This window comes from Pseudomonas sp. MONT-RG-20F-20-E-7-02, assembly GCF_022662395.1.
Lineage (GTDB): Bacteria > Pseudomonadota > Gammaproteobacteria > Pseudomonadales > Pseudomonadaceae > Aquipseudomonas.
The window spans coordinates 41,304-62,697 of record NZ_JAKNQN010000010.1; the positions used below are offsets into that span (position 1 = coordinate 41,304).

Below are 21,394 nucleotides of genomic sequence, written 5' to 3' on the forward strand. Positions count from 1 at the left end.
CGAGAATAATTATTGGACAGTTGATTAATTATCACAGGGCCATTAGTGGCGTTTTGACGCCAATCTAATGACTGGGAAATGTTGGGGGTGGGACTGTTCCCTGAGGCTGTACTCAATCAAATGTGGGATCTCAGTAGATCAGGACGATGTGCACTCGGTCATTTCTTCTGCGTCAGAGCAGTCTGCCCATCCCAACCACCACCCAACGCTGCAATCAACTGCACACTCGCCACCAACCGTGTCTGCAGCAACGTCAGCACCGTGCGCTCGTTACTCAGCGCCGTCGCCTGCACCGTCACCACATCCAGATAAGCAATCAGCCCGGCCTTGTACTGGTTTTCGGTCAACCGCAGCGACTCCCGCGCCGCCTCCAAGGCTTCATTGCTCACCACCGCCTCGTCTTCAAGTACCTTCAACTGCACCATGTAGTTTTCCACTTCACGGAAGCCATCCAGTACTGTCTGGCGATACTTCGCCACCGTCTCATCGTAGGACGCCACCGTCCGATCAACCTCCGCCGACCGCTGCCCGCCGTCGAACAAGGTCATCGCCAACTTCGGCCCCACCGACCAGAAGCGATTCGGCAAGCTGATCCAATCGGCATAAGTGCTGCTGGAATACCCACCCGCCAAACTCAAGGTCAAATCCGGATAATAAGCCGCCTTGGCCACACCGATATTCGCATTCGCGGCAATCACCGAACGCTCCGCCGAGGCGATGTCCGGACGACGTTCCAGCAATTGCGACGGCAGGCTCACAGGAATCTGTGGCAACGCCGGGATGTCCTTGCTCACTGCCAAGTTGAAATTGGCCGGTGCCTCACCGATCAATACCGCAATCGCGTTCTCCAACTGGGCCCGCTGCCAGATCAGATCAATCAGGCTCGCCTGGGTGGTCTTGAGCTGGGTTTGCGCCTGGGCAATCGCATCTTTGCCGGAGACGCCCGCGCGGTATTGGTTTTCGGTCATTTTCAGCGAACGCTGATAGGTGTCCAGCGTGGCCTGCAACAACCGGGTCTGTTGATCCATGACCCGCAGTTGCAGATAGTCCTGCACCAGTTCCGATTGCTGGCTCAAACGCATCGCCGCCAGGTCTGCCGAGCTGGCCTCGGCCGTGGCTTCATTGGCTTCCAGGCCACGGCGCAGTTTGCCCCACACATCCGCCTCCCAACTCACGCCCAATTGCGCGTTGAGGGTGTCGCGGATACCGCTGCTGGAACTGCTGAGGCTCGCGCTACTGCTGCCAGTGCCTTGGCTGGCGCGGGTTTTCCCGGCGCTCAGGTCCACGGTGGGGAAAAATGCACCGCGCGCGCTGCGCACCTGGGCCTGGGCCTGGCGAAAACGCGCTTCGGCCTGGGCCACGGTCTGGTTGGAAGTATTCAGACGCGTGACCAGGTCATTCAACTGGCGATCGCCGTACAGCTCCCACCAGGCGCCACGCGCCAGCGAATCGCTGGGTGTCGCCTGAGTCCAGCCCTGGGCCTCCTTGAATTGCGCCGGTTCGATCACGTCCGGCCGTTTGTAATCGGGGCCGATGGCGCAAGCGCTGAGCAAAGCCACACACAGCACCAGGCTGGCGACACGGGAGCCACGGGGCATGCTCATGGCCAATTTGGCAAGCGTTGAATCGGTCATAGTGCAGTGTCCAAGGCAGCATCGGTACGCACACCGCGCCAAGCGTTGAAGCGGTGGCGCGCGCGGTCAAGATAGAGGTAAACCACCGGGGTGGTGTAAAGGGTCAGGATCTGGCTGAACACCAGGCCGCCGATAATGGTCAGGCCCAGGGGCTGGCGCATTTCTGCGCCGTCGCCCGAGCCGAGCAGCAACGGCAAGGCGCCGAGAATGGCGGCGAGCGTGGTCATCAGGATCGGCCGCAGCCGCAACAGGCAGGCGCTGCGAATCGATTCCAGCGGGCTCATGCCGTCATGGCGCTCCAACTGCAGTGCCAGGTCGATCATCAGGATGGCGTTCTTCTTCACCACCCCGATCAGCAGGAACAGCCCCAGCAACGAGATCAGGCTGAACTCGCCGCCCAGCAGGTAGATCGAGAGCAACGCGCCGACACCGGCCGACGGCAAGGTCGAAAGAATCGTCAGCGGGTGAATGTAGCTTTCATACAGAATGCCCAGCACCAGGTACACCGCCACCAGCGCGCCGAGGATCATGAACGGCTGGCCTTTCTGGGTTGCCGCAAACGCATCGGCGGTGCCGGCCATTTTGGCGATCACATCTTCAGGCAAGCCCACCTTGGCAATCGCCCGTTCGATGGCGGCCGTGCCCTGCTCCACCGTCACCCCGGGCGACATGTCGAAGGCAATGTTTTCCGAGGCGAATTGGCCTTCGTGGCTGACGCGGTCGTCAGCCAGGCTGTTTTCGTAATGGGCAATGGTCGACAACGGCACCCGTGCGCCAGTGGAGGTGATCACCTGCATCTGGTTCAGGGTAATCGGGTCCTGGGCGTATTTCGGGTTGACCTCCATCACCACCTGGTACTGGTTGAGGCTGTCGTAGATGGTGGAAATCTGCCGTTGGCTGTAGGCATTGTTCAACACCGCCGTGACCATGCTCATGTCGATGCCCAGGCGCTTGGCCTGGTCACGGTCGACCACCAGCGTTACCTGCGCTGCACCACGGCCTTCACGGGCGTCGATGGCGGTCAGCTCAGGCAGCTCGCGCAACGCGGCGACCACTTTCGGATACCACAGGCGCAACGCCGCCAGGTCACCACTTTGCAGGATGTAGGAATACTGCGCGCTGGTCTGGTCGCGACTGCCGCCAAATTGCAGGTCCTGGTCGGCCATCAGGAACAAGCGCCCGCCCGGCACCAGCGGTACTTCCTTGCGAATACGCTCGATCACCGCCTGGGCCGAGATCTTGCGCTCGGCAATCGGCTTGAGGCGCACCAGCATCACGGCGTTGTTGGTGCCGTTGTTGCCGCCAATAAAGCCGGCCACGCTGAGCACCGCCGGGTCCTTGAGCACCGCCTTGCGGAAGGTCTCCATCTTTGGCTGCATCACGTTGAATGACAGCCCGTCGTCGCCGCGCACAAACCCGATCAACTGGCCGGTGTCCTGCTGCGGCATGAAGGTTTTCGGCACCACCACGTACAGCGCGATGTTCACGCCCACGGTGAGCAACAGGCTGAGCAGGGTCAGGCGCCGATGGCGCAGCACCCAGTCCAGGCTGGTCGCATAGGCCGCGACCATGCGCTCGTTGATGCTGTGGCTCCAGCGCTGCAAACCGGTCATGTGGCCTTTGACATGCGGCTTGAGCCAGCGCGCGCAGAGCATCGGGGTCAAGGTCAGCGACACGATCAGCGAGACGATGATCGCCGCCGACAAGGTGATGGAAAACTCGCGGAACAGGTTGGTAACGATACCGCCCATAAACAGGATGGACAGGAACACCGCCACCAGCGACACGTTCATCGACAACAAGGTAAAGCCGACTTCCTGCGCCCCCAGGTAAGCCGCCTTCATCGGCGGCACGCCATCGTCGATGTGTCGCGAAATGTTCTCCAGCACCACGATGGCATCGTCCACCACCAGGCCGGTGGCCAGGATCAGCGCCATCAGCGAGAAGTTGTTCAACGAGAAGCCGAACAGGTACATCACCGCAAAGGTGCCCACCAGCGACACCGGCACCGCCAGGGTCGGGATCAGGGACGCGCGGAAATTGCCCAGGAACAGGTACACCACCAGCACCACAAGGGCCACGGCAATCAGCAAGGTCATCTCGGCTTCATGCAAGGTGGCGGTGATCACCGGCGAACGGTCCATGGCCAGGTTGAGCTTGACGCTGGACGGCAACACCGCCTGCAACGCCGGTAACTGTGCCTTGATCTGCCGGACCGTCTCGATGATGTTGGCGCCGGACTGGCGGTTGATCACCAGCAGCACCGCCGCGTCATTGTTGAAAAAGCCGCTGTTATAGCGGTCTTCCACGCCGTCGCTGATCTTCGCCACGTCGCCCAGGCGCAAGGCGGCGCCGTTCTGGTAACGAATCAGCAGCGGCTCGTAATCCTTGGCCTTTTCCAGTTGGTCGTTGGCCTGGATCTGCCAGTTACGCTCGCTGTCTTCAAGAGAGCCTTTGGGTCGGCGCTGGTTGGCGTTGGCGATGGTGTTACGCACGTCGTCGAGGGCCACGCCGTACTGGTCGAGGGCCTTGGGCTCCAGCTCGATGCGTACCGCCGGCAAGGAGCTGCCGCCGATCTGCACTTCACCCACGCCCGGCACCTGGGACAGGCTTTGCGAAAGGATGGTCGAGGCCAAGTCGTACAACTCGCCCTTTTGCAGCACGTCGGAGGTCAGCGACAGCACCATGATCGGTGCCTGGGACGGGTTGATCTTCTTGTAGGTCGGCATGCTGCGCATGCCGCTGGGCAGCAGGTTGCGCGAGGCGTTGATGGCTGCCTGCACTTCGCGGGCCGCGCCGTTGATATCACGGTCGGAGTCGAACGCCAGGATCACCCGCGTCGAGCCCTGGCTCGATGAGCTGCTCATGGTGGTGATGCCGGAAATCGCGCCGAACGAACGCTCCAGCGGCGTGGCCACGGTGGACGCCATCACTTCGGGGCTGGCACCGGGCAAGCTGGCCGACACCACGATCACCGGGAAGTCGATCTGTGGCAGTGGCGACACCGGCAGCAAATTGAAGCTGACGCCACCGAGCAGCATGATCGCCAGGCTCAGCAGCATGGTCGCTACCGGCCGGCGAATGAACGGTCCGGACAGGTTCATGACTCAACCGGCTCCAGGCTCTGCGGCTCTTTGCGCCAGCGACGGCCCAAACGGTCGAAGTACAGGTAGATCACCGGCGTCGTGAACAGGGTCAGTACCTGGCTCACCAGCAACCCGCCGACCATCACCAGGCCCAACGGCTGGCGCAACTCGGCGCCGGAGCCGGTGGCCAACATCAACGGCACCGCACCGAACAAGGCTGCCAGGGTGGTCATCAGGATGGGCCGGAAACGCAACAGCGCGGCTTGATAGATCGCCGTCTGCGGGTCGAGGCCCTGGTTGCGTTCGGCGTCGAGGGCGAAGTCGATCATCATGATCGCGTTCTTCTTCACGATACCGATCAGCAGGATGATGCCGATGATCGCGATCATGCCCAGGTCATTGCCACTGAGCAGCAACGCCAGCAAGGCGCCCACCGCTGCCGACGGCAAGGTCGACAGGATGGTGATCGGGTGGATATAACTCTCGTAGAGCACACCGAGCACGATGTACATGGTCACCACCGCCGCCAGGATCAGCAGCAAGGTGCTCGACAGCGACGCCTCAAATGCCTGCGCCGCGCCCTGGAACTGAGTCTGCACGCCAACCGGCATGCCGATGTCCTTCTGGGTCTGGTTGATCAGCTCCACGCCTTTGCCCAGCGCGACACCGGGGGCCAGGTTGAACGACATCATCACCGCCGGGAACTGGCCGATGTGCGCAATCGCCAGCTGCGCCTGGCGCTGCTCCACATGGGCCAGGCTCGACAGGCGCACCTGGCCGCCGTCGGTGGTTTTCACATGAATCTGGTTCAGCGCCGCCGGCCCGAGGGTTTCACCGGACTGGGCCTGCAGCACCACGCGGTACTGGCTGGCCTGGGTGTAGATGGTGGAAATCTGCCGTTGGCCGAAAGCGTCGTACAGCGCATCGGTGATGGTCGACACACTCACGCCCAGGCGCGAAGCCGCATCGCGGTCGATCACCAGGAACACTTGCAGGCCTTTGTCCTGAAGGTCGCTGGCGACGTCGGTGAGTTCCGGCAACTGGCTGAGGGCGTGTACCAGTTTGTCGCTCCACAGCGCCAGCAACTCGGCGTCGGGCGACGACATGCTGAACTGGTACTGGGTGCGGCTCACACGGTCTTCGATGGTCAGGTCCTGCACCGGCTGCATGAACAGGCGAATACCCACCAGCTTGTCGATTTGTGGCTGCAGCCGCGTAATCACCTGGGCCGCGCTCAAGTCGCGCTGGCCGTGGGCCTTGAGGTTGATCAACAAACGCCCGCTATTGAGGGTGGCGTTATCGCCATCCACGCCAATATAGGACGACAGGCTTTCCACCGCCGGGTCAGCCAGGATGACCTTGGCCAACTCCTGTTGACGCTGGCTCATGGCCGCAAACGAAATCGACTGCGGTGCCTCGGAAATACCCTGGATCACGCCGGTGTCCTGCACCGGGAAAAAGCCCTTGGGCACCACCAGATACAGCACCACGGTCAGGCCAAGGGTCGCGATAGCCACCAGCAAGGTCAGCGGCTGGTGCTTGAGCACCCACTGCAACATGCTTGCGTAACGCGCGATCAACCAGTCGATCCAGGCGCCGCTGGCCTTGTAGAAGCGGCTCTGGTCTTCTTCCTTGGGTTCGCGCTTGAGCAACCGCGCGCACATCATCGGCGTCAGGGTCAGCGAGACCACCAGTGAAATCAGGATCGCCACCGCCAGTGTGATGGCGAACTCGCGGAACAGCCGCCCCACCACGTCCGCCATGAACAGCAGCGGGATCAATACAGCGATCAGCGACAAGGTCAGGGAAATCAGGGTAAAGCCGATCTGCTTGGCGCCCTTGAGCGCAGCATTGAGCGGCGTCTCGCCCTCCTCGATGTACCGCGAAATGTTCTCCAGCATCACGATGGCATCGTCCACCACAAACCCGGTGGCGATGGTCAGGGCCATCAGCGTCAGGTTGTTGATGGAGAAACCCGCCAGGTACATCACGCCAAAGGTGCCGATCAGCGACAGCGGTACGGCAATCGACGGAATGATGGTCGCGCTGACACGGCGCAGGAACAGGAACGTCACCATCACCACCAAGGCAATGGCGATGAGCAATTCGTGTTGCACATCGGTGACCGAGGCGCGGATGGTCTGGGTACGGTCGGTGAGCACCGTCACGTCCAGACCGGCCGGCAGGTTGTCGGTGATGCTCGGCAGCAACGCCTTGATGCGGTCGACCACCTCAATCACGTTGGCGCCCGGCTGGCGCTGGATATTCAGCAGCACGGCCTGGTTTTCATTGGCCCAGGCGGCGAGCCGCTCGTTTTCGGCGCCGTCGACAATCTGTGCCACGTCTTTAAGGCGCAACGGTGCGCCATTGTTGTAGGCCAGGATCAATTCGGCGTATTGCTGGGGCGAGACCAACTGGTCGTTGGCGTCGAGCATCGACACCCGCGTCGGGCCGTCGAAGTTACCCTTGGGCTGGTTGACGTTGGACGCCGCGATCAAGGTGCGCACGTCCGACAGGTTCAAGCCATTGGCGGCCAGGGCCTCGGGGTTAACCTTGATGCGCACGGCCTGGCGCTGGCCACCGGCAATGCTGACCATGCCGACGCCACTGATCTGCGCGATTTTTTGCGCCATGCGTGTGTCCACCAAGTCATTCAACTTGGGCAGCAACATGGTCTTGGAGGTAATCGCCAGGGTCAGCACCGGGGTGTCTGCCGGGTTGACCTTGTTGTACACCGGCGGCGCCGGTAAATCCTTGGGCAGCAGGTTGGTCGCGGCGTTGATCGCGGCCTGCACCTGTTGCTCGGCAACGTCCATATTGATGTCGAGGTTGAACCGCAGCGTGAGCACCGACGCGCCGCCCGAGCTGGTGGACGCCATCTGGGTCAGGCCGGGCATTTGCCCGAACTGACGCTCAAGCGGCGCCGTCACCGCGCTGGTCATCACATCCGGGCTGGCGCCGGGGTACAGGGTCATCACCCGGATGGTCGGGTAATCCACCTGGGGCAAGGCCGAAACCGGCAGCAAGCGATAGGAAATGATACCGGCCAAGACAATGGCCAGCATGCTCAGCGTGGTGGCAACCGGGCGAAGGATAAACAGTCGCGACAGGTTCATGACCCGACCTTTTGCGCCTTGCCGGCGTTAGCGCCGGTCTCCCCTTTTGCGGCGGGCTTGCCTTGCAGGTGTTCGGTCGGCGTGGTCGGCACTTCGCTGCTGTCGTTGACCACTTCGATGTCGCTGCCGTCCTTCAAGCGGTCGGTGCCTTCCAGTACCACGCGGTCGCCGGCGGCCAGGCCTTCCTTGATCACGGTATTGTCGCCATCGGTATCGCCGACTACCAGCGGCTGGACCTTGACCTTCTTGTCGCCATCGAGCTTGTAGACAAAGGTGCCATTGTTGCCGAACTGGATTGCAGCGGACGGCGCCAGCACCACGTTGTGCAAGGTGTCGGCGAGCAGGTGCACGTTGACGAACTGGTTGGGGAACAGCGCCTGGTCCTTGTTATCGAAACGGCCCTTGAATTTCAGGGTGCCGGTGGTCACGTCGATCTGGTTGTCCAGACTCTGCAGCACACCGACGGCCTGTAGTTTCGCGTCGCCACGGTCCCAGGCTTCCACCGGCAGCTTGTTGCCGGCGTGGTAACGAGTGAGCACGGTGTCGAGTGTATTTTCCGGCAGGGTGAAGACCACGCTGATCGGCTGGGTCTGGGTGATCACCGCCAGGAAGGTGGTGTCGTTGGCAGCCACCAGGTTGCCGACGTCGACCTGGCGCAGGCCGACGCGGCCGCTGATCGGCGCACGGATCTTGGTGAATTCGAGGTTGAGCTTGGCGTCGTCCACCGCACCCTGGTTGGTCTTGACCGTGCCCTGGTATTGCAGGACCAACGCTTCGGCGGTGTCCAGGGTCTGCTTGGCAATACTGTCCTGGGCATACAGGTCGCGGTAACGCTGCACATCGACCTGGGCGTTTTTCAACTGTGCCTGGTTCTGCATCAGCGTGCCCTGGGCCTGGAGCAAGGCGTTCTGGTAGCTGCGCGGGTCGATTTCCGCCAGCAGGTCGCCGGCCTTGACCATCTGCCCTTCTTCAAAGGCGATCTTCACCAGTTCTCCGCCCACCCGGCTGCGTACATTGATGGTGTTGAGCGCGGTCACCGTGCCCAACGCCTTGTAGTACACCGGGAACTCGCCCGTGACCGCCGGCGCCACACGCACCGGAATCGGGCCGGTAGAACCACCGAAGCCCGGGCGCATCATCCCCGATTTACCGGCGTGCCCGGCCGGTTTCTTCTCGGCGGCATCCTTATGGCTGCCAGGCCAGAATTTCCAGCACAGGCCGGCGATAACCAGCAGCACGAGCAGGCCGAACAGCCAGCGGCGGGAGTTGCGGGGGGAGGATTGCATGGAGTGATCAACCATTGGGCGCGAGAGCTTCTACTTTGGGAGGCTGAAAGATAAGCACTGGGGCGCCTTAAGAAAAGCGCCTTTACCGGCTATTTACCTTGGATTACAACTTTTAACTTCTGAGCTTAGTCCGTCCGCTATTTCGCTAAACCGCTGACGCCAAATGAAAACGGCCTGGACTAGGCCAGGCCGCAATCATCTATCAAGCGTGTTACTGCGAAAAGACAGTAATGCGCTGAAACAGTTACTTCAAAACAGCCAGGGCCGCTTCGTAGTTCGGCTCTTGACCGATTTCGCTGACCAGTTCGCTGTGCAGCACGTTGTTGTTTTCGTCCAGTACGACCACGGCACGGGCGGTCAGGCCCTGCAGCGGGCCTTCAGCGATAGACACACCGTAGTCAACGGCGAAGTCGGCGTTGCGGAAATCCGACAGGCTCAGCACGTTGTCCAGACCTTCGGTACCGCAGAAACGCTTCTGGGCAAACGGCAGGTCTGAGGAGATGCACAGTACGACGGTATTGTTGACGTCGTTGGCCTGGGCGTTGAACTTGCGTACCGAGGTCGCGCAGGTTGGGGTGTCAACGCTTGGGAAGATGTTCAACACTTTGCGCTTGCCGGCGAAGGTTTCCAGAGTTGCTTCGGACAGATCAACGGTGGTCAGGGCGAACTCTGGGGCGGTGGAACCGGTTTTCGGCAATTCGCCTTCAACCTGGACAGGGTTACCACGAAGGGTGACTTGAGCCATGAACGGAATCCTTATGCTGGGTTTGATTAAAACGAATTCGAGAGGCAGAAGTTAACCACAAACTGCCGTGGCTACCTATGGCCGAACGTAAATTGTCCTGCCTGCGCCTTGTTAACGGCGGCTATGGTTTAATTGCGCGCTTTTCACCCAGCCCTCAAGGAATCCGTTGTTGATGAATCAGCCCGCCACTAAAGTCCTGGTCATTGGTTATGTCTGGCCGGAACCCCGCTCCTCGGCCGCCGGCGGGCACATGATGCAGATTCTCGAAACGTTTCTGACACAAGGTTGGGACGTTACCTTCGCAAGCCCCGCGACCGTTGGCGAACACAAGGCCGACTTGCCGGCACTGGGCATCCATGAGTGCGCCATCGAACTCAATAACAGCAGCTTCGATGATTTTATCCGCGAGCTGGCCCCGGATATCGTGCTGTTCGACCGTTTCATGATGGAGGAACAGTTCGGCTGGCGCGTCGAAAAACACTGCCCTGATGCCCTGCGTGTGCTGGAGACCTGCGACCTGCAAAGCCTGCGCGACGCGCGCCAGCAGCGCCTCAAGGAGCATCTCAAGGCACACCCTCACAACGACGACTTCAGCGCACTGTTCGCCCCGGCGCTGGTGGAAGAATTCCAGTTGATGGCCGACACGGACGTGGCCAAGCGCGAGATCGCGGCGATTTTACGCTGCGACATCAACTTGATGATCTCCGACGTCGAAGCCCGGCTGCTCACCGAACAGTTCAAGGTGCCCGCCGCCCTGCTCCACTGGTGCCCGCTGATGCTGACACCACCGGCCGAGGCCTTCGCGCCCTTTGAAGAGCGTGCACACTTTCTCAGCATCGGCAATTTCCGCCACGCGCCCAACTGGGATGCGGTGCTATGGATGAAGAACAGCCTCTGGCCGTTGATCCGCCAGCAATTGCCCGGCGCCCAACTGCACATTTACGGTTCCTACACGCCGCCCAAGGCCACTGCCCTGCACAACCCCGCCCAGGGGTTTCACATCATGAACTGGGCCGAAGACGCGTTGCAGGTGATGAGCGCCGCGCGTATCTGCCTGGCGCCGCTGCGTTTTGGTGCCGGCATCAAGGGCAAGCTGGCGGATGCCATGCTCTGCGGCACGCCGAACATCACCACGCCGATTGGCGCCGAAGGCATGGGCGATGAACAACCATGGCCGGGCGCAATCGAGCACAGCGCACAGGCGCTGGCCGCTGCTGCGGTGGCGTTGTATCAGGACCCGATGCGCTGGGCCCAGGCCCAGGAAGATGGCCGCCAGTTGCTTGCCCGTCGCTACGACCACGCAATCCACGGCCCGGCGCTGATTGAATGCCTGGAGCAGTGCCGTCGTAACCTTGCCGCCCATCGCCGGGACAACTTCATCGGCAGCATGCTGCGACATCACGCGCACAAGAGTACGCAGTACATGTCGCAGTGGATCGAGGCGAAAAACCGCAGCGTATAAACACCGACGCTGGCGAGGTCGCGCGCAAGGGGGCATTATCCCAGGCAGCAACCACAATAAAGCGACGGCAGCATGACCCGAGCAACGCGAATCACCGACCCTTCCTACGAGTTGATGGACGATCACAACGGTCTGTCCATCATTTATCGCCAACACGGCTTCCCTTGCCCGTTGGTGCGCTGGCACTTCCACAAGGAATACGAGCTGCACTTGATCGTCGCCAGCGCAGGCAAGGTGTTTATCGGCGACTACATCGGCAACTTCTACCCGCAAAGCCTGTTCCTCACCGGCCCTAACCTGCCCCACAACTGGATCAGCCAGGTAGAGGAAGATGAAGTGGTGCCCAAGCGCGACATGCTGGTGAATTTTACCGACGAGTTGTTTGAGGGCGGCAGCCAGATCTTCACCGAACTCAAGACTCTGGCGCCGCTACTGGAACGCGCGCAATACGGCATCGAATTTCGCTGCAAAAAAACCATCGCCCAAGCCATGACGTTGATGCAACGCATCGAAGACGCCCAAGGCATGGCGCGCCTGGGGCACTTCTTTATTCTGCTGGAAGTGTTGAGCGCGTGTGAGGACTACCAGTTGTTGTCCGGCGTGACCACGCCGCAATTGGCCGATGAACACAGCATTGATCGCACCAACCGCGCAGTGGACTACATATTTGCCCACTACGCCCGCGAGCTGTCGCTGGAAGAGGTCGCTGAATACCTGGGCATGAAGCCCACCTATTTTTCCCGTGTGTTCAAACAGGCTACCGGCCGCACGTTTATCGAGTTTGTGAACCGCCTGCGCATCAGCAAGTCCTGCGAATTGCTGGCCGATGGCAACAAGGCGGTGACCGATGTGTGCTTCGAGTCGGGGTTCAACAATATCTCCAACTTCAACCGGCGCTTTCAGCAGCTCAAGGGCATGACGCCGTCCCACTACCGGCGCCTGGCGGTGCAGCGGCTGACCGAACAGAACCTGGCTTAAGCCTGACAGCGGCGACACACCTCGAACATAAATCCCCGGCCAAAACGGCCCCCTTCCCACGCACCCAGAGGAACGCTCTTGCTGTCCCTGCCACTCAGCGAAGGCATCGCCCGATTTCAATCGACGGGTGCTGCCACTCATTAACGCTAGAGCAAAAGGACAACCCATGATCAACGGCCTGCCACAACCCATTATTGCCCCCACCCCGCAGCCTGCCGAGCCGAAGCCACCGCTTAATCAGCGGGAACACACCCCGAACCCGCCAAGCACGCCCAACCCGCCAAAACAGGATCAGGCAAAACCCTCTGACCAACCACCCGTCGCATCGGGCGCGCTCAATAGCTTGTTGCGCCTGCGCCTGGATCCGCAGAAACCGCCAAGCACTACACTGATGCACACGTTCGCCGATGCGGTGGTTAAAAACGCTGACCAGGAACAGGCCAGTAGTGTCGCGAACAGGTTGATGGACCTGCGGCAAGCGATTGACTCCGGTAAACCAACTCGCTGGGATAAAATTGCGAATGTTATGCCTGAATCGACCTTCGGCAGGTTGTGGGCCAAGTTCGATCAAGCCGTGGTATCGGAACCGTTCAAGTCCTATGCCGAAAAAAACAACATCGATCTGAACGACATGGTCGTTCACCCCAATGGAACGATTACCCATTTTAGCGGCAAACAACCCAGGACCTGGGATGCGAACGCAAGCGCCGAATCAAAAGCCGCTACGGCAGCCGTTATCGCCGCCGCCAAAGACCTCGTGGGGCCTTACCAGGACGCGCTCAACCCTTCCGCTGGGATAAGCTACTTAGGCTACGAAGAAGATGTGACATCGATTGCTACCATCGCCCAGTTCTACGGCTTGCCTGTGGACACCACCAACAGCGATTCCATGACGGCCGCCATCGGCCAACTGTTACGCGAACAGACGTTCCCGAGTTTGAGCAGTAACGCCCCACTCGATGCGCCCATCAAGCAGCTCCAACAGGCGGCCGTGCAACGCATTGAGCAGCTTGAGGAGGAACCGCTCAACGCGCTTCTTGCCACGTTCGAAACTAAAGGTGGCATCCCTAGGTTCAAAACCCCCGATGAGGCGTTGCAAGCACTGTGCGCGCAAGCACTGGCAAAATTGCTTCCAAGTATGGGAGAGCACGAGTCACCGATCATGCTCGACAACATTCCTGAGGCTTCTTCATTCAGCCGGATTCACAACAAAACCAAGGCAACGTTGGAAGAGGTCATGGACTTTTACAAAGAAAGCATGCCCGCCCAACATCAGGCGCCAGAACACCAGTGGGAGAAAAAAAATCTCGATTCCTTATTGACCAAAGTCAGAAAGTTGAACAGTGGCCTAGGCTTCCCGTCAGCACACTCCCATCGATTTTCTTTAATCGGTCAGAGGTACGACGCAACACCGTCGCCACTTGAAAAGCTGGTGCAAGCGGTTAAAGCGTCCAAGTCAACGGCACAGTAAGCCAGTCACATTAGATTGGAACGAGTGGGCAGGCCTTGCCTGACCCAAAGGGGAAATAGTCACTGCGTTTGAACGGCAGGGCTTTTCCCCTGATTGTGGGTGAACCCGTGCCTCACCGCGCTGCATCCTACCGAACCCATTGCCTGCCCCACCTCACACCCTGCAATACCAGAAGGTGAACTTCTGCCGTCTCAAAACCAATCATCCTACGGTTAAACGATAAGTTTCCAAGACGCGTATTCGCAAGGTACGCACTAAAAACTACAGCCTATAAGTCAGCTGTCGTACCGCCCAGGAAGATACTCTGATGAAAATCGAACCCTTACGCTCTAGCCTGCTCCCCTCTTTTACACCCGCCACTCAAACCCAGTCCGAAATTTCCTCTGTTGAGCATGCACGGCCCAAACGCGCCAGTTCGGTGGTGGATCTGGAAACAAAAAAAGCCGCCACCACGCTGATCAGAGCGGGCGATGCCGCCCTCTCCTCTCTGCATAGCGCGGCATTGATGGATGAAGTCATGACTAATCCCACTGGCAAGTATCTGCCGGTGCAGAGCTCGGTTATTTCCGATATTCCTCCGGTCTCAACGTTCGGTAGAGCCTGGGCTCAGCTTACCCATGCGATTCAAAGCGAACCTTTTGCAAGTTTCGCAAGCAAACACAAAATAGACACATCAACCCTCCAAATAAACACGCAGTCAGGCTGGGTTATTGATTGCATTGCAAACGGCAAACGTGCCTCTTTCAGCACTTATGATGAGGGCTATGAACAGGCTACGGCTGCCGTTACCGCCGCCGCTCGAGCGTTCAACTCGCCGCCTAAATCATCGGTTCTGTATACCGGCGCAAACCGTGCCTCGACCGAGGTAATAGGCAACTTCTACGGCGTGCGCCAGGACGGCACACAGGCGAACGCGCTCCGCTTGATCACCGAGCAGCAACATCACCTCACCTTCGACTCGCTGCGTGAGCCTGACTCCAAGGCACCCGAGTTCAACCCTGCGACTTATTCGCGCATCCGAGAGCAACAACGCGAAGCGATAGAAGATTTTGGCGGGGAAATCGCAATAAAGCCCGAGCTGCTCTCCCCTTCGCAACGCACGCCCAAACCGTCGGTTGAGGCCGCAGATCGGGAAATGGCCAGAATGTACAGCGGTGCCTTGTTGAGCCGGCGGCCCGAAATGGCCGCATACGGCAAAGGCCCGCGCACTGGCTTTTTATTCTCGGAAATACCTGAATACTCAACCCTGGGGCAACACCTGCGTAACGCGCAGGTGCCGCCTGGCAAAGACGCGCAGATCAGCCTCGCCGCGATAAGTGAGTTTTACGCTGAGCCGGCCCCCAGCGACCTTACGTTGGTGGGCACCCTTACACATGCGTCAAGGCTCACTCGCGATGGCTTTCGCGCCTTGAACAAAGACAACCCGCCAACAGATGAACACTTGCGCGCGGTCCAGGCAAAGCAACGCGCTGCCATCCAGAGGCTCGAAAACCCAAGCGCCACGGAACCTGAAGTGCCTGCCGCACCGACGCAAACGCCCACCGCCGCCCTCAACCCCGTGGCTGCGATTGCACGCCGTCAGTTTGCCGGCGAGCCCAACCTGTACTCGGTGGTCGCGCGATTGCTCGGCGAGCGGATAAAACAGGCGGCCCCGTCACTGGACGTCGACGTCAACCAGCTCGCCATTGAAACGCCCGACCCGGACAACCCCGGGAACGTTAAGCGAACACAATTGATGGCGCTTGCCTTGAACTACCTGGCCGGCGGTGACGCCCCGAACTTCACCAGCACCGACAGAGCGTTTGACACTCGCCCGGATTTATTTGCCCATACCGGCAACGATCCCGAGGTGCCGCTGGTCCTCGATTTATCAGCCGTGAGCGCTGCCATAGGGGCACTGCCGGGCCTTCTGAACTCAGCCTACGAGGCTGATTCGCAGGACTATTGGAACAAACCGGCCTTCAGCTCTCCGACCAACGCCGACAGCGTCTTCCCCGACAGCCGTCGCACGTTGATCAGTCATATTCTGCGCAGCAACCTGCAACTGGCCAGCATGCAGCAGCCCGGCCTGGATGAGGAACAACGTAAAACCGTGGACATGGTCGTGAGGCATCCCGAAGGCTCGACGCGGCCCGCGCCACTTGACCGCAATTCATCGGGTGCCACCGTCTATACCTTGGGCGGTGCTACGCCGAACCTGCTGATTCATCGACACCTGTCGCAATCAAACCGCAACATTCTCTTGCTCGTGGAGCCCAGTGGAAAAATCACCCCCTACGACTCCTGGGATGACGTCGAAAAAGCCGGGCATGTCCATGCAGCACTGACCGGCAATATGTTCGACACCCAGGCCAACACCCTCATTAAACAGCATCGAGGCGACAGCCTGGTCAACCCGCCACCAACGTTTGGCCCAAAGAGCCCGACGCAAGCCAACACCAAGCTGCCCGACTGGATGAATAATGCCGACGAAGCGCAACGTTTTGTGCTGCACGAGCTCAGCCAGGGGCTGGCAAGCTTCACACAACGTAACAAAGGCCGTGCGTATAACAGCGGCATCCCAGACATCGGCACGTTTGCGCAAGAGCAATTTGACCGGTTGCCCGAAAGCCAAAAGCTGACGCGGCACCACGCCAAGGATCTGAGTGTGGCCTTCCAAATGAGTTACGGGGCGTCGGTTGATGGGTCGACGGCTTACGGCGGTACCCACTACAAAAACGAAAGCCTGACGCAAGTGCTGATCAATAACCTGTCGGGGCTACCGAGTGGCACGCTGGAAGTCTCCAAGCGGGTCAAGGATGAAAACGGCAGAGAAGTCACCTTCAGGGTGCCCGCACTCGAGAAACACGGGGCACTTCAACAGGTGATTACTGACCTTGACATTGGTAAAACCTACCCCGCTTTACTCAAGGAAAAGCTACTCGACAACCCTGCCGAAATGGCGGAACGCCGATCACTGTTTGTCCAGCAAGTACCCCTCGAGATACAGCTCAAGGCACTGGAACTCGGCATCAAGGGCGAAGCCGGTTTCGACAATACGGGGGTCCGGTATGTCCAGGAGATATTCAAGCCGGGCACAGGCCCCAGGATGGTCGACGGGAACGAGATCGTCATCCGGCCGCTGGCCTTTGATAACAAAGGGCAAGGTACAGTCGATGTCGTCGAAGGTGCCTACCTGATCGAACCCAAAGACGGCACGGACGGCCCGGTTGTTTTGTATCGCCCGCTGATTGGCGATGCCCCACTCCTGCAATTTCCTAATCGCCAGGCACTGCTGGAGGCCATACAGAAGCCAGGCAAGCTACAAGACGATACCCTCGCCTGGTTAGCTGACGAAAATACGCGAAAGATCTACAGCGGCAACGGTTTTAAACATCCTAACTTCGTGGCCTTCGGGTTGAATTTTGGGTCCGTTTCCCTCAACGAGACCATCCCCTTGGCCATGGACACCCGACTGCAGCAAACGCTGCAGGAAGGTAAGTTGATGGAGCATCTGTACCAGGCCAATGCGCAAAATTTGATCAGTCTGGCCGAGCAACAATCGACATCCGACGCAGAAAGCCGCTGGGCGACTCTCAAGACCGGAGGCTTCCTGTTACTCAATGCGGTACTGCCGGCACTGCGCGGCCCCGGCGCCGTACTCGGCTATGTACTGCAGGCAGGGGGCGTTATCAATGACCTGGAGGTTCTGAGTGATGAGCGCTCGCAGGGGAAAGAGGCGGCGCTGGCCGATCTGTTGGTCAACCTGGCGTCCTTATTGGCCCATTTCAAGGTCCGGTCACAGCCCGAACCATCCACTGCCCAGTCAGCCACGCCTGTAATCGGCCGCAGCCTGTTGGTGGATGACGTGGCAGCACCCACTCCGCCCTCGAATAACCGCATAGTCCTGGGGGGGCCAGCGGATATCAAACCGATTGCCGGCGACATTCAAGTCTTTGAGGACTCCTACAACGGCAAGCCACGCCTCAACATCATTGGCCACGGTAAGAAACCCCTGGAAGGACAACCTACACGCATCGAAGGAGAAGATGGCAAACGTTACGGGGCAGAAGATATTGACCAGGAGTTGTTGGCGCGTGGCATAGACATTAGAGACTATAAGGACGTGCGGCTATTAACCTGCTACTCCGCCAGCGGGGGTGAACAGTCCCTTGCAGCGAAACTGAGTGCGCGCACGAATGTGCGTGTAAAAGGTTTTGAGCAGGAAATCATTACAGACTACTACAGCGTTGATAATGAAGATCCATTCAAAATCTACGAAGACGCCTCGGCGTATTACCAGGAACACTATCCAAACCTCAGTGTCCGTGACGTCCACCGCCTGGCCGAAACAGAACTGAACCACAGGCTTGCTGGGCGTGATATCCAATTTAATGTCCGCAAAGATGACGGCGCAGAGATTGAGGTAAATCTGGGCAGTGACGAAGAGCCTCTGATCTATAAAACCAGAGTCGACTATCAACCGCGCACCTTTGGTAAACCGAAAATCAAGCCTGTGCCGGTAAAGCCAATTGAAGTAGAGATGGGTTACTCGCATACCGTTGAAGACGCGCGCACCGTACTGTCGACTCGCAGCTTGACGGATTGCTCCGCACTCGCGGTGCTGACTGATCTGAAAGACGGGGTGTATCAAACACGCACGTTGATGCACCTGAAAGGTAGCTATCTGGCGTTCGCTTTAGAACGCCAAGACGCTTACGAAGAACTGCAGAGGCTGAATGAGTCGTTGGCCAATGGCGGAAAGGTGATATTCGTAGCCGGTGTCCATTCAAGCTCTACGTCAGGGTTGGGGGATATATTGGGGCAAGAACACCAAGGGGAAAAACCGCTGCTGGATATCCTCACAAAGCCGGGCGTCGAAGCCACTATCGCCAGCTCTGTGGGGGTTGAGATCAACCCGGATGGCACCTTCAAGTTGATTGAAGGCACAGGTAAGGGCGTGTTCGACAAAACCATGACCCAGGAATTACTCGACAGCGCCCGTTGATCCAGCCCCTGCGCCACCCGCAGTAGCCGTCTGGAGCGACTGCTGCGGGGTTTCAAGAGTGCAAAAAAGTATCAGTCCCAGTGCGCCCAAGGATTTGTCATAACCCCATTTGAAGGCTGTAATCAACGCACACTCTTCCTGACTGCTCGTAGGAAGACACAACAACAATAACTGTCCTTCTGCAGCCCATGGGCGCGGAAATGGAGTGCGCGATGAAGTTCACAGCAAAAGCTCTGCTTGCCTGTACGTGTATGACCCTCAGCGCCGTCAGCCTTGGCGCGCAAACCCTGACCATTGCCACCGTCAACAACAGCGACATGATCCGCATGCAGAAGCTCTCGAAAACCTTCGAGACCGAGCACCCGGAGATCAAGCTGAACTGGGTGGTGCTCGAAGAAAACGTGCTGCGCCAACGCCTGACCACGGACATCGCCACCCAGGGCGGGCAGTTCGACGTGCTGACCATCGGCATGTACGAAGCTGCACTGTGGGGCGCCAAGGGCTGGCTGGAACCGATGAAAGATCTGCCGGCGTCCTACGACCTCGATGATGTATTCCCTTCAGTGCGTGACGGTTTGTCCGTCAAAGGCTCGCTGTACGCCCTGCCGTTCTATGCCGAAAGCTCGATCACCTATTACCGCACCGACCTGTTCAAGGACGCCGGGCTGAGCATGCCCGAGCACCCGACCTGGACCCAGATCGGCGAATTCGCGGCAAAACTCACCGACAAGACCAAAGAGCAATACGGCCTGTGCCTGCGCGGCAAAGCCGGCTGGGGTGAAAACATGGCGCTGATCACCACCCTGGCCAACGGCTACGGTGCGCGCTGGTTCGATGAGAAGTGGCAGCCGGAATTCAACGGCCCTGAGTGGAAGGACGCACTGAACTTCTACGTCGACAACATGAAGAAATCCGGCCCGCCGGGCGCTTCCAGCAACGGTTTCAACGAAAACCTGGCGCTGTTCAACAGCGGCAAGTGCGCGATCTGGGTCGATGCCAGCGTGGCCGGCTCGTTTGTCACCGACAAAACCCAGAGCAAGGTCGCCGACCATGTCGGCTTCACCTTCGCCCCGCACGAGAAAACCGACAAGGGCACCTCGTGGCTGTACTCCTGGAGCCTGGCGATCCCGACCAGTTCCAAGGCCAAGGACGCCGCCAAGGTGTTCACCAGTTGGGCAACGTCCAAGGAATACAGCCAGCTCGTGGCCAAGACCGACGGCATTGCCAACGTGCCGCCAGGCACGCGCAAGTCGACCTACAGCGATGAGTACATGAAGGCCGCGCCATTCGCCAAGGTGACGCTGGAATCGCTGAAAGTCGCCGACCCGACCAAACCGACGCTCAAGCCGGTGCCGTATATCGGTATCCAGCTGGTGACCATTCCTGAATTCCAGGCAATTGGTACCCAGGTCGGCAAGTTCTTCTCGGGCGCGCTGACCGGTCAGCAAACGGTGGATCAAGCCTTGACTGCCGCGCAGACCACCACCGAGCGTGAAATGAAGCGGGCGGGTTATCCCAAATAAGCCTGACTCCCCCTTGTAAATGTGGGAATCCGTTCCATGAGGTAGCAGCTTTTAGGTGGGAGCTGGCTTGCCTGCGATGCAGACACCTCGGTTTGTCAGTTAAACCGAGTGGATGCCATCGCAGGCAAGCCAGCTCCCACAAAAGCCAGCCACATTGACCGCGCTCCGACGCAGATTCTGTACGCATCTGACTGGCCATGATCACCATGAATACAACACCCAAAAACCGCCTGGCCAACCCCGGCTGGTTCCTCGTCAGCCCCTCGGTGGCCCTGTTGCTGCTGTGGATGATCGTGCCGCTGGGCATGACCCTGTACTTTTCGCTGATCCGTTACAACCTGCTCTACCCCGGCGAAAACCAATTCGTGGGCCTGGAGAACTTCACCTACTTCATCACCGACTCGGGCTTCCTGCCCGGCGCCACCAATACCTTGCTGCTGGTCGGCAGCGTGTTGTTGATCAGCGTGGTGTTCGGCGTGCTGATCAGTGCGTTGCTTGAGGCCAGTGAGTTTTTTGGTCGAGGTGTGGTGCGGGTATTGTTGATTTCACCGTTCTTCATCATGCCCACCGTCGGTGCGCTGATCTGGAAGAACCTGATTTTCCACCCGGTCTCGGGGATTCTCGCCGCCGTGTGGAAGCTGTTCGGCGCCGAGCCGGTGGACTGGTTGGCGCACTACCCATTGCTGTCGATCATCATCATTGTGTCGTGGCAATGGCTGCCCTTCGCGATCCTGCTGCTGATGACCGCCATGCAGTCCCTCGACCAGGAACAAAAGGAAGCCGCACGCCTGGACGGTGCCGGCGCCATCGCGATCTTCTGGCACCTGACCCTGCCCCACCTGGCCCGCCCGATTGCCGTGGTGGTGATGATCGAAACCATCTTCCTGCTCTCGGTGTTTGCCGAAATCTTCACCACCACCAACGGTGGCCCCGGCTACGCCTCGACCAACCTCGCCTACCTGATCTACAACCAGGCGCTGGTGCAGTTCGACGTGGGCATGGCCTCGGCCGGCGGCTTGATTGCCGTGGTCATCGCCAATATCGCGGCGATCATCCTGGTGCGGATGATCGGCAAAAACCTGACTGACAAGCCTTGAGGGCCGCGC

The 21,394-nt window shown here is 59.4% G+C and carries 11 protein-coding genes; 6 read left to right on the plus strand and 5 right to left on the minus strand.

Annotated elements, in window-relative coordinates:
• Positions 1-158 precede the first annotated feature (158 nt).
• From L8I05_RS24780 to tpx, 5 genes are all read right to left on the minus strand, one after another.
• Entirely contained in the window at positions 159-1,634 is a 1,476-nt protein-coding gene (locus L8I05_RS24780) for an efflux transporter outer membrane subunit (protein ID WP_242172050.1), read from the minus strand.
• Positions 1,631-4,738, minus strand: a complete 3,108-nt coding sequence (locus L8I05_RS24785) for an efflux RND transporter permease subunit (RefSeq protein ID WP_242172054.1) — start codon at positions 4,736-4,738, stop codon at positions 1,631-1,633. The genes L8I05_RS24780 and L8I05_RS24785 overlap by 4 nt, the downstream gene beginning before the upstream one ends.
• Positions 4,735-7,836: an MdtB/MuxB family multidrug efflux RND transporter permease subunit gene (locus L8I05_RS24790; protein WP_177018842.1), complete on the minus strand. Its 3,102-nt coding sequence runs from the start codon at positions 7,834-7,836 to the stop codon at positions 4,735-4,737. The genes L8I05_RS24785 and L8I05_RS24790 overlap by 4 nt, the downstream gene beginning before the upstream one ends.
• A complete protein-coding gene (locus L8I05_RS24795; RefSeq protein WP_242172056.1) occupies positions 7,833-9,137 on the minus strand; it encodes an MdtA/MuxA family multidrug efflux RND transporter periplasmic adaptor subunit in 1,305 nt (434 codons plus the stop codon). The genes L8I05_RS24790 and L8I05_RS24795 overlap by 4 nt, the downstream gene beginning before the upstream one ends.
• 229 nt (positions 9,138-9,366) lie before the next feature.
• A complete protein-coding gene (gene tpx / locus L8I05_RS24800) occupies positions 9,367-9,867 on the minus strand; it encodes a thiol peroxidase (RefSeq protein WP_197627918.1) in 501 nt (166 codons plus the stop codon).
• A 172-nt stretch (positions 9,868-10,039) separates the two neighbouring features.
• Between tpx and L8I05_RS24805 the strand changes: the two genes are divergently transcribed.
• From L8I05_RS24805 to L8I05_RS24830, 6 genes are all read left to right on the plus strand, one after another.
• On the plus strand, positions 10,040-11,329 hold the full coding sequence (locus tag L8I05_RS24805) for a glycosyltransferase (protein ID WP_242172064.1): 1,290 nt from the start codon (positions 10,040-10,042) through the stop codon (positions 11,327-11,329).
• Positions 11,330-11,401: 72 nt separating this feature from the next.
• Positions 11,402-12,307 carry an AraC family transcriptional regulator gene (locus tag L8I05_RS24810; RefSeq protein WP_242172066.1) on the plus strand — a complete coding sequence of 302 codons (906 nt, stop codon included), beginning with the start codon at positions 11,402-11,404 and terminating at the stop codon, positions 12,305-12,307.
• Positions 12,308-12,473: 166 nt separating this feature from the next.
• Entirely contained in the window at positions 12,474-13,778 is a 1,305-nt protein-coding gene (locus L8I05_RS24815) for a hypothetical protein (RefSeq protein ID WP_242172067.1), read from the plus strand.
• Between the two features lie 307 nt (positions 13,779-14,085).
• Positions 14,086-18,765: a DUF6543 domain-containing protein gene (locus L8I05_RS24820; RefSeq protein ID WP_242172070.1), complete on the plus strand. Its 4,680-nt coding sequence runs from the start codon at positions 14,086-14,088 to the stop codon at positions 18,763-18,765.
• A 212-nt stretch (positions 18,766-18,977) separates the two neighbouring features.
• On the plus strand, positions 18,978-20,288 hold the full coding sequence (locus tag L8I05_RS24825; RefSeq protein WP_159957075.1) for a sugar ABC transporter substrate-binding protein: 1,311 nt from the start codon (positions 18,978-18,980) through the stop codon (positions 20,286-20,288).
• A gap of 206 nt (positions 20,289-20,494) precedes the next feature.
• Positions 20,495-21,385, plus strand: a complete 891-nt coding sequence (locus L8I05_RS24830; RefSeq protein ID WP_242172073.1) for a sugar ABC transporter permease — start codon at positions 20,495-20,497, stop codon at positions 21,383-21,385.
• The last annotated feature ends 9 nt before the right edge of the window (positions 21,386-21,394 follow it).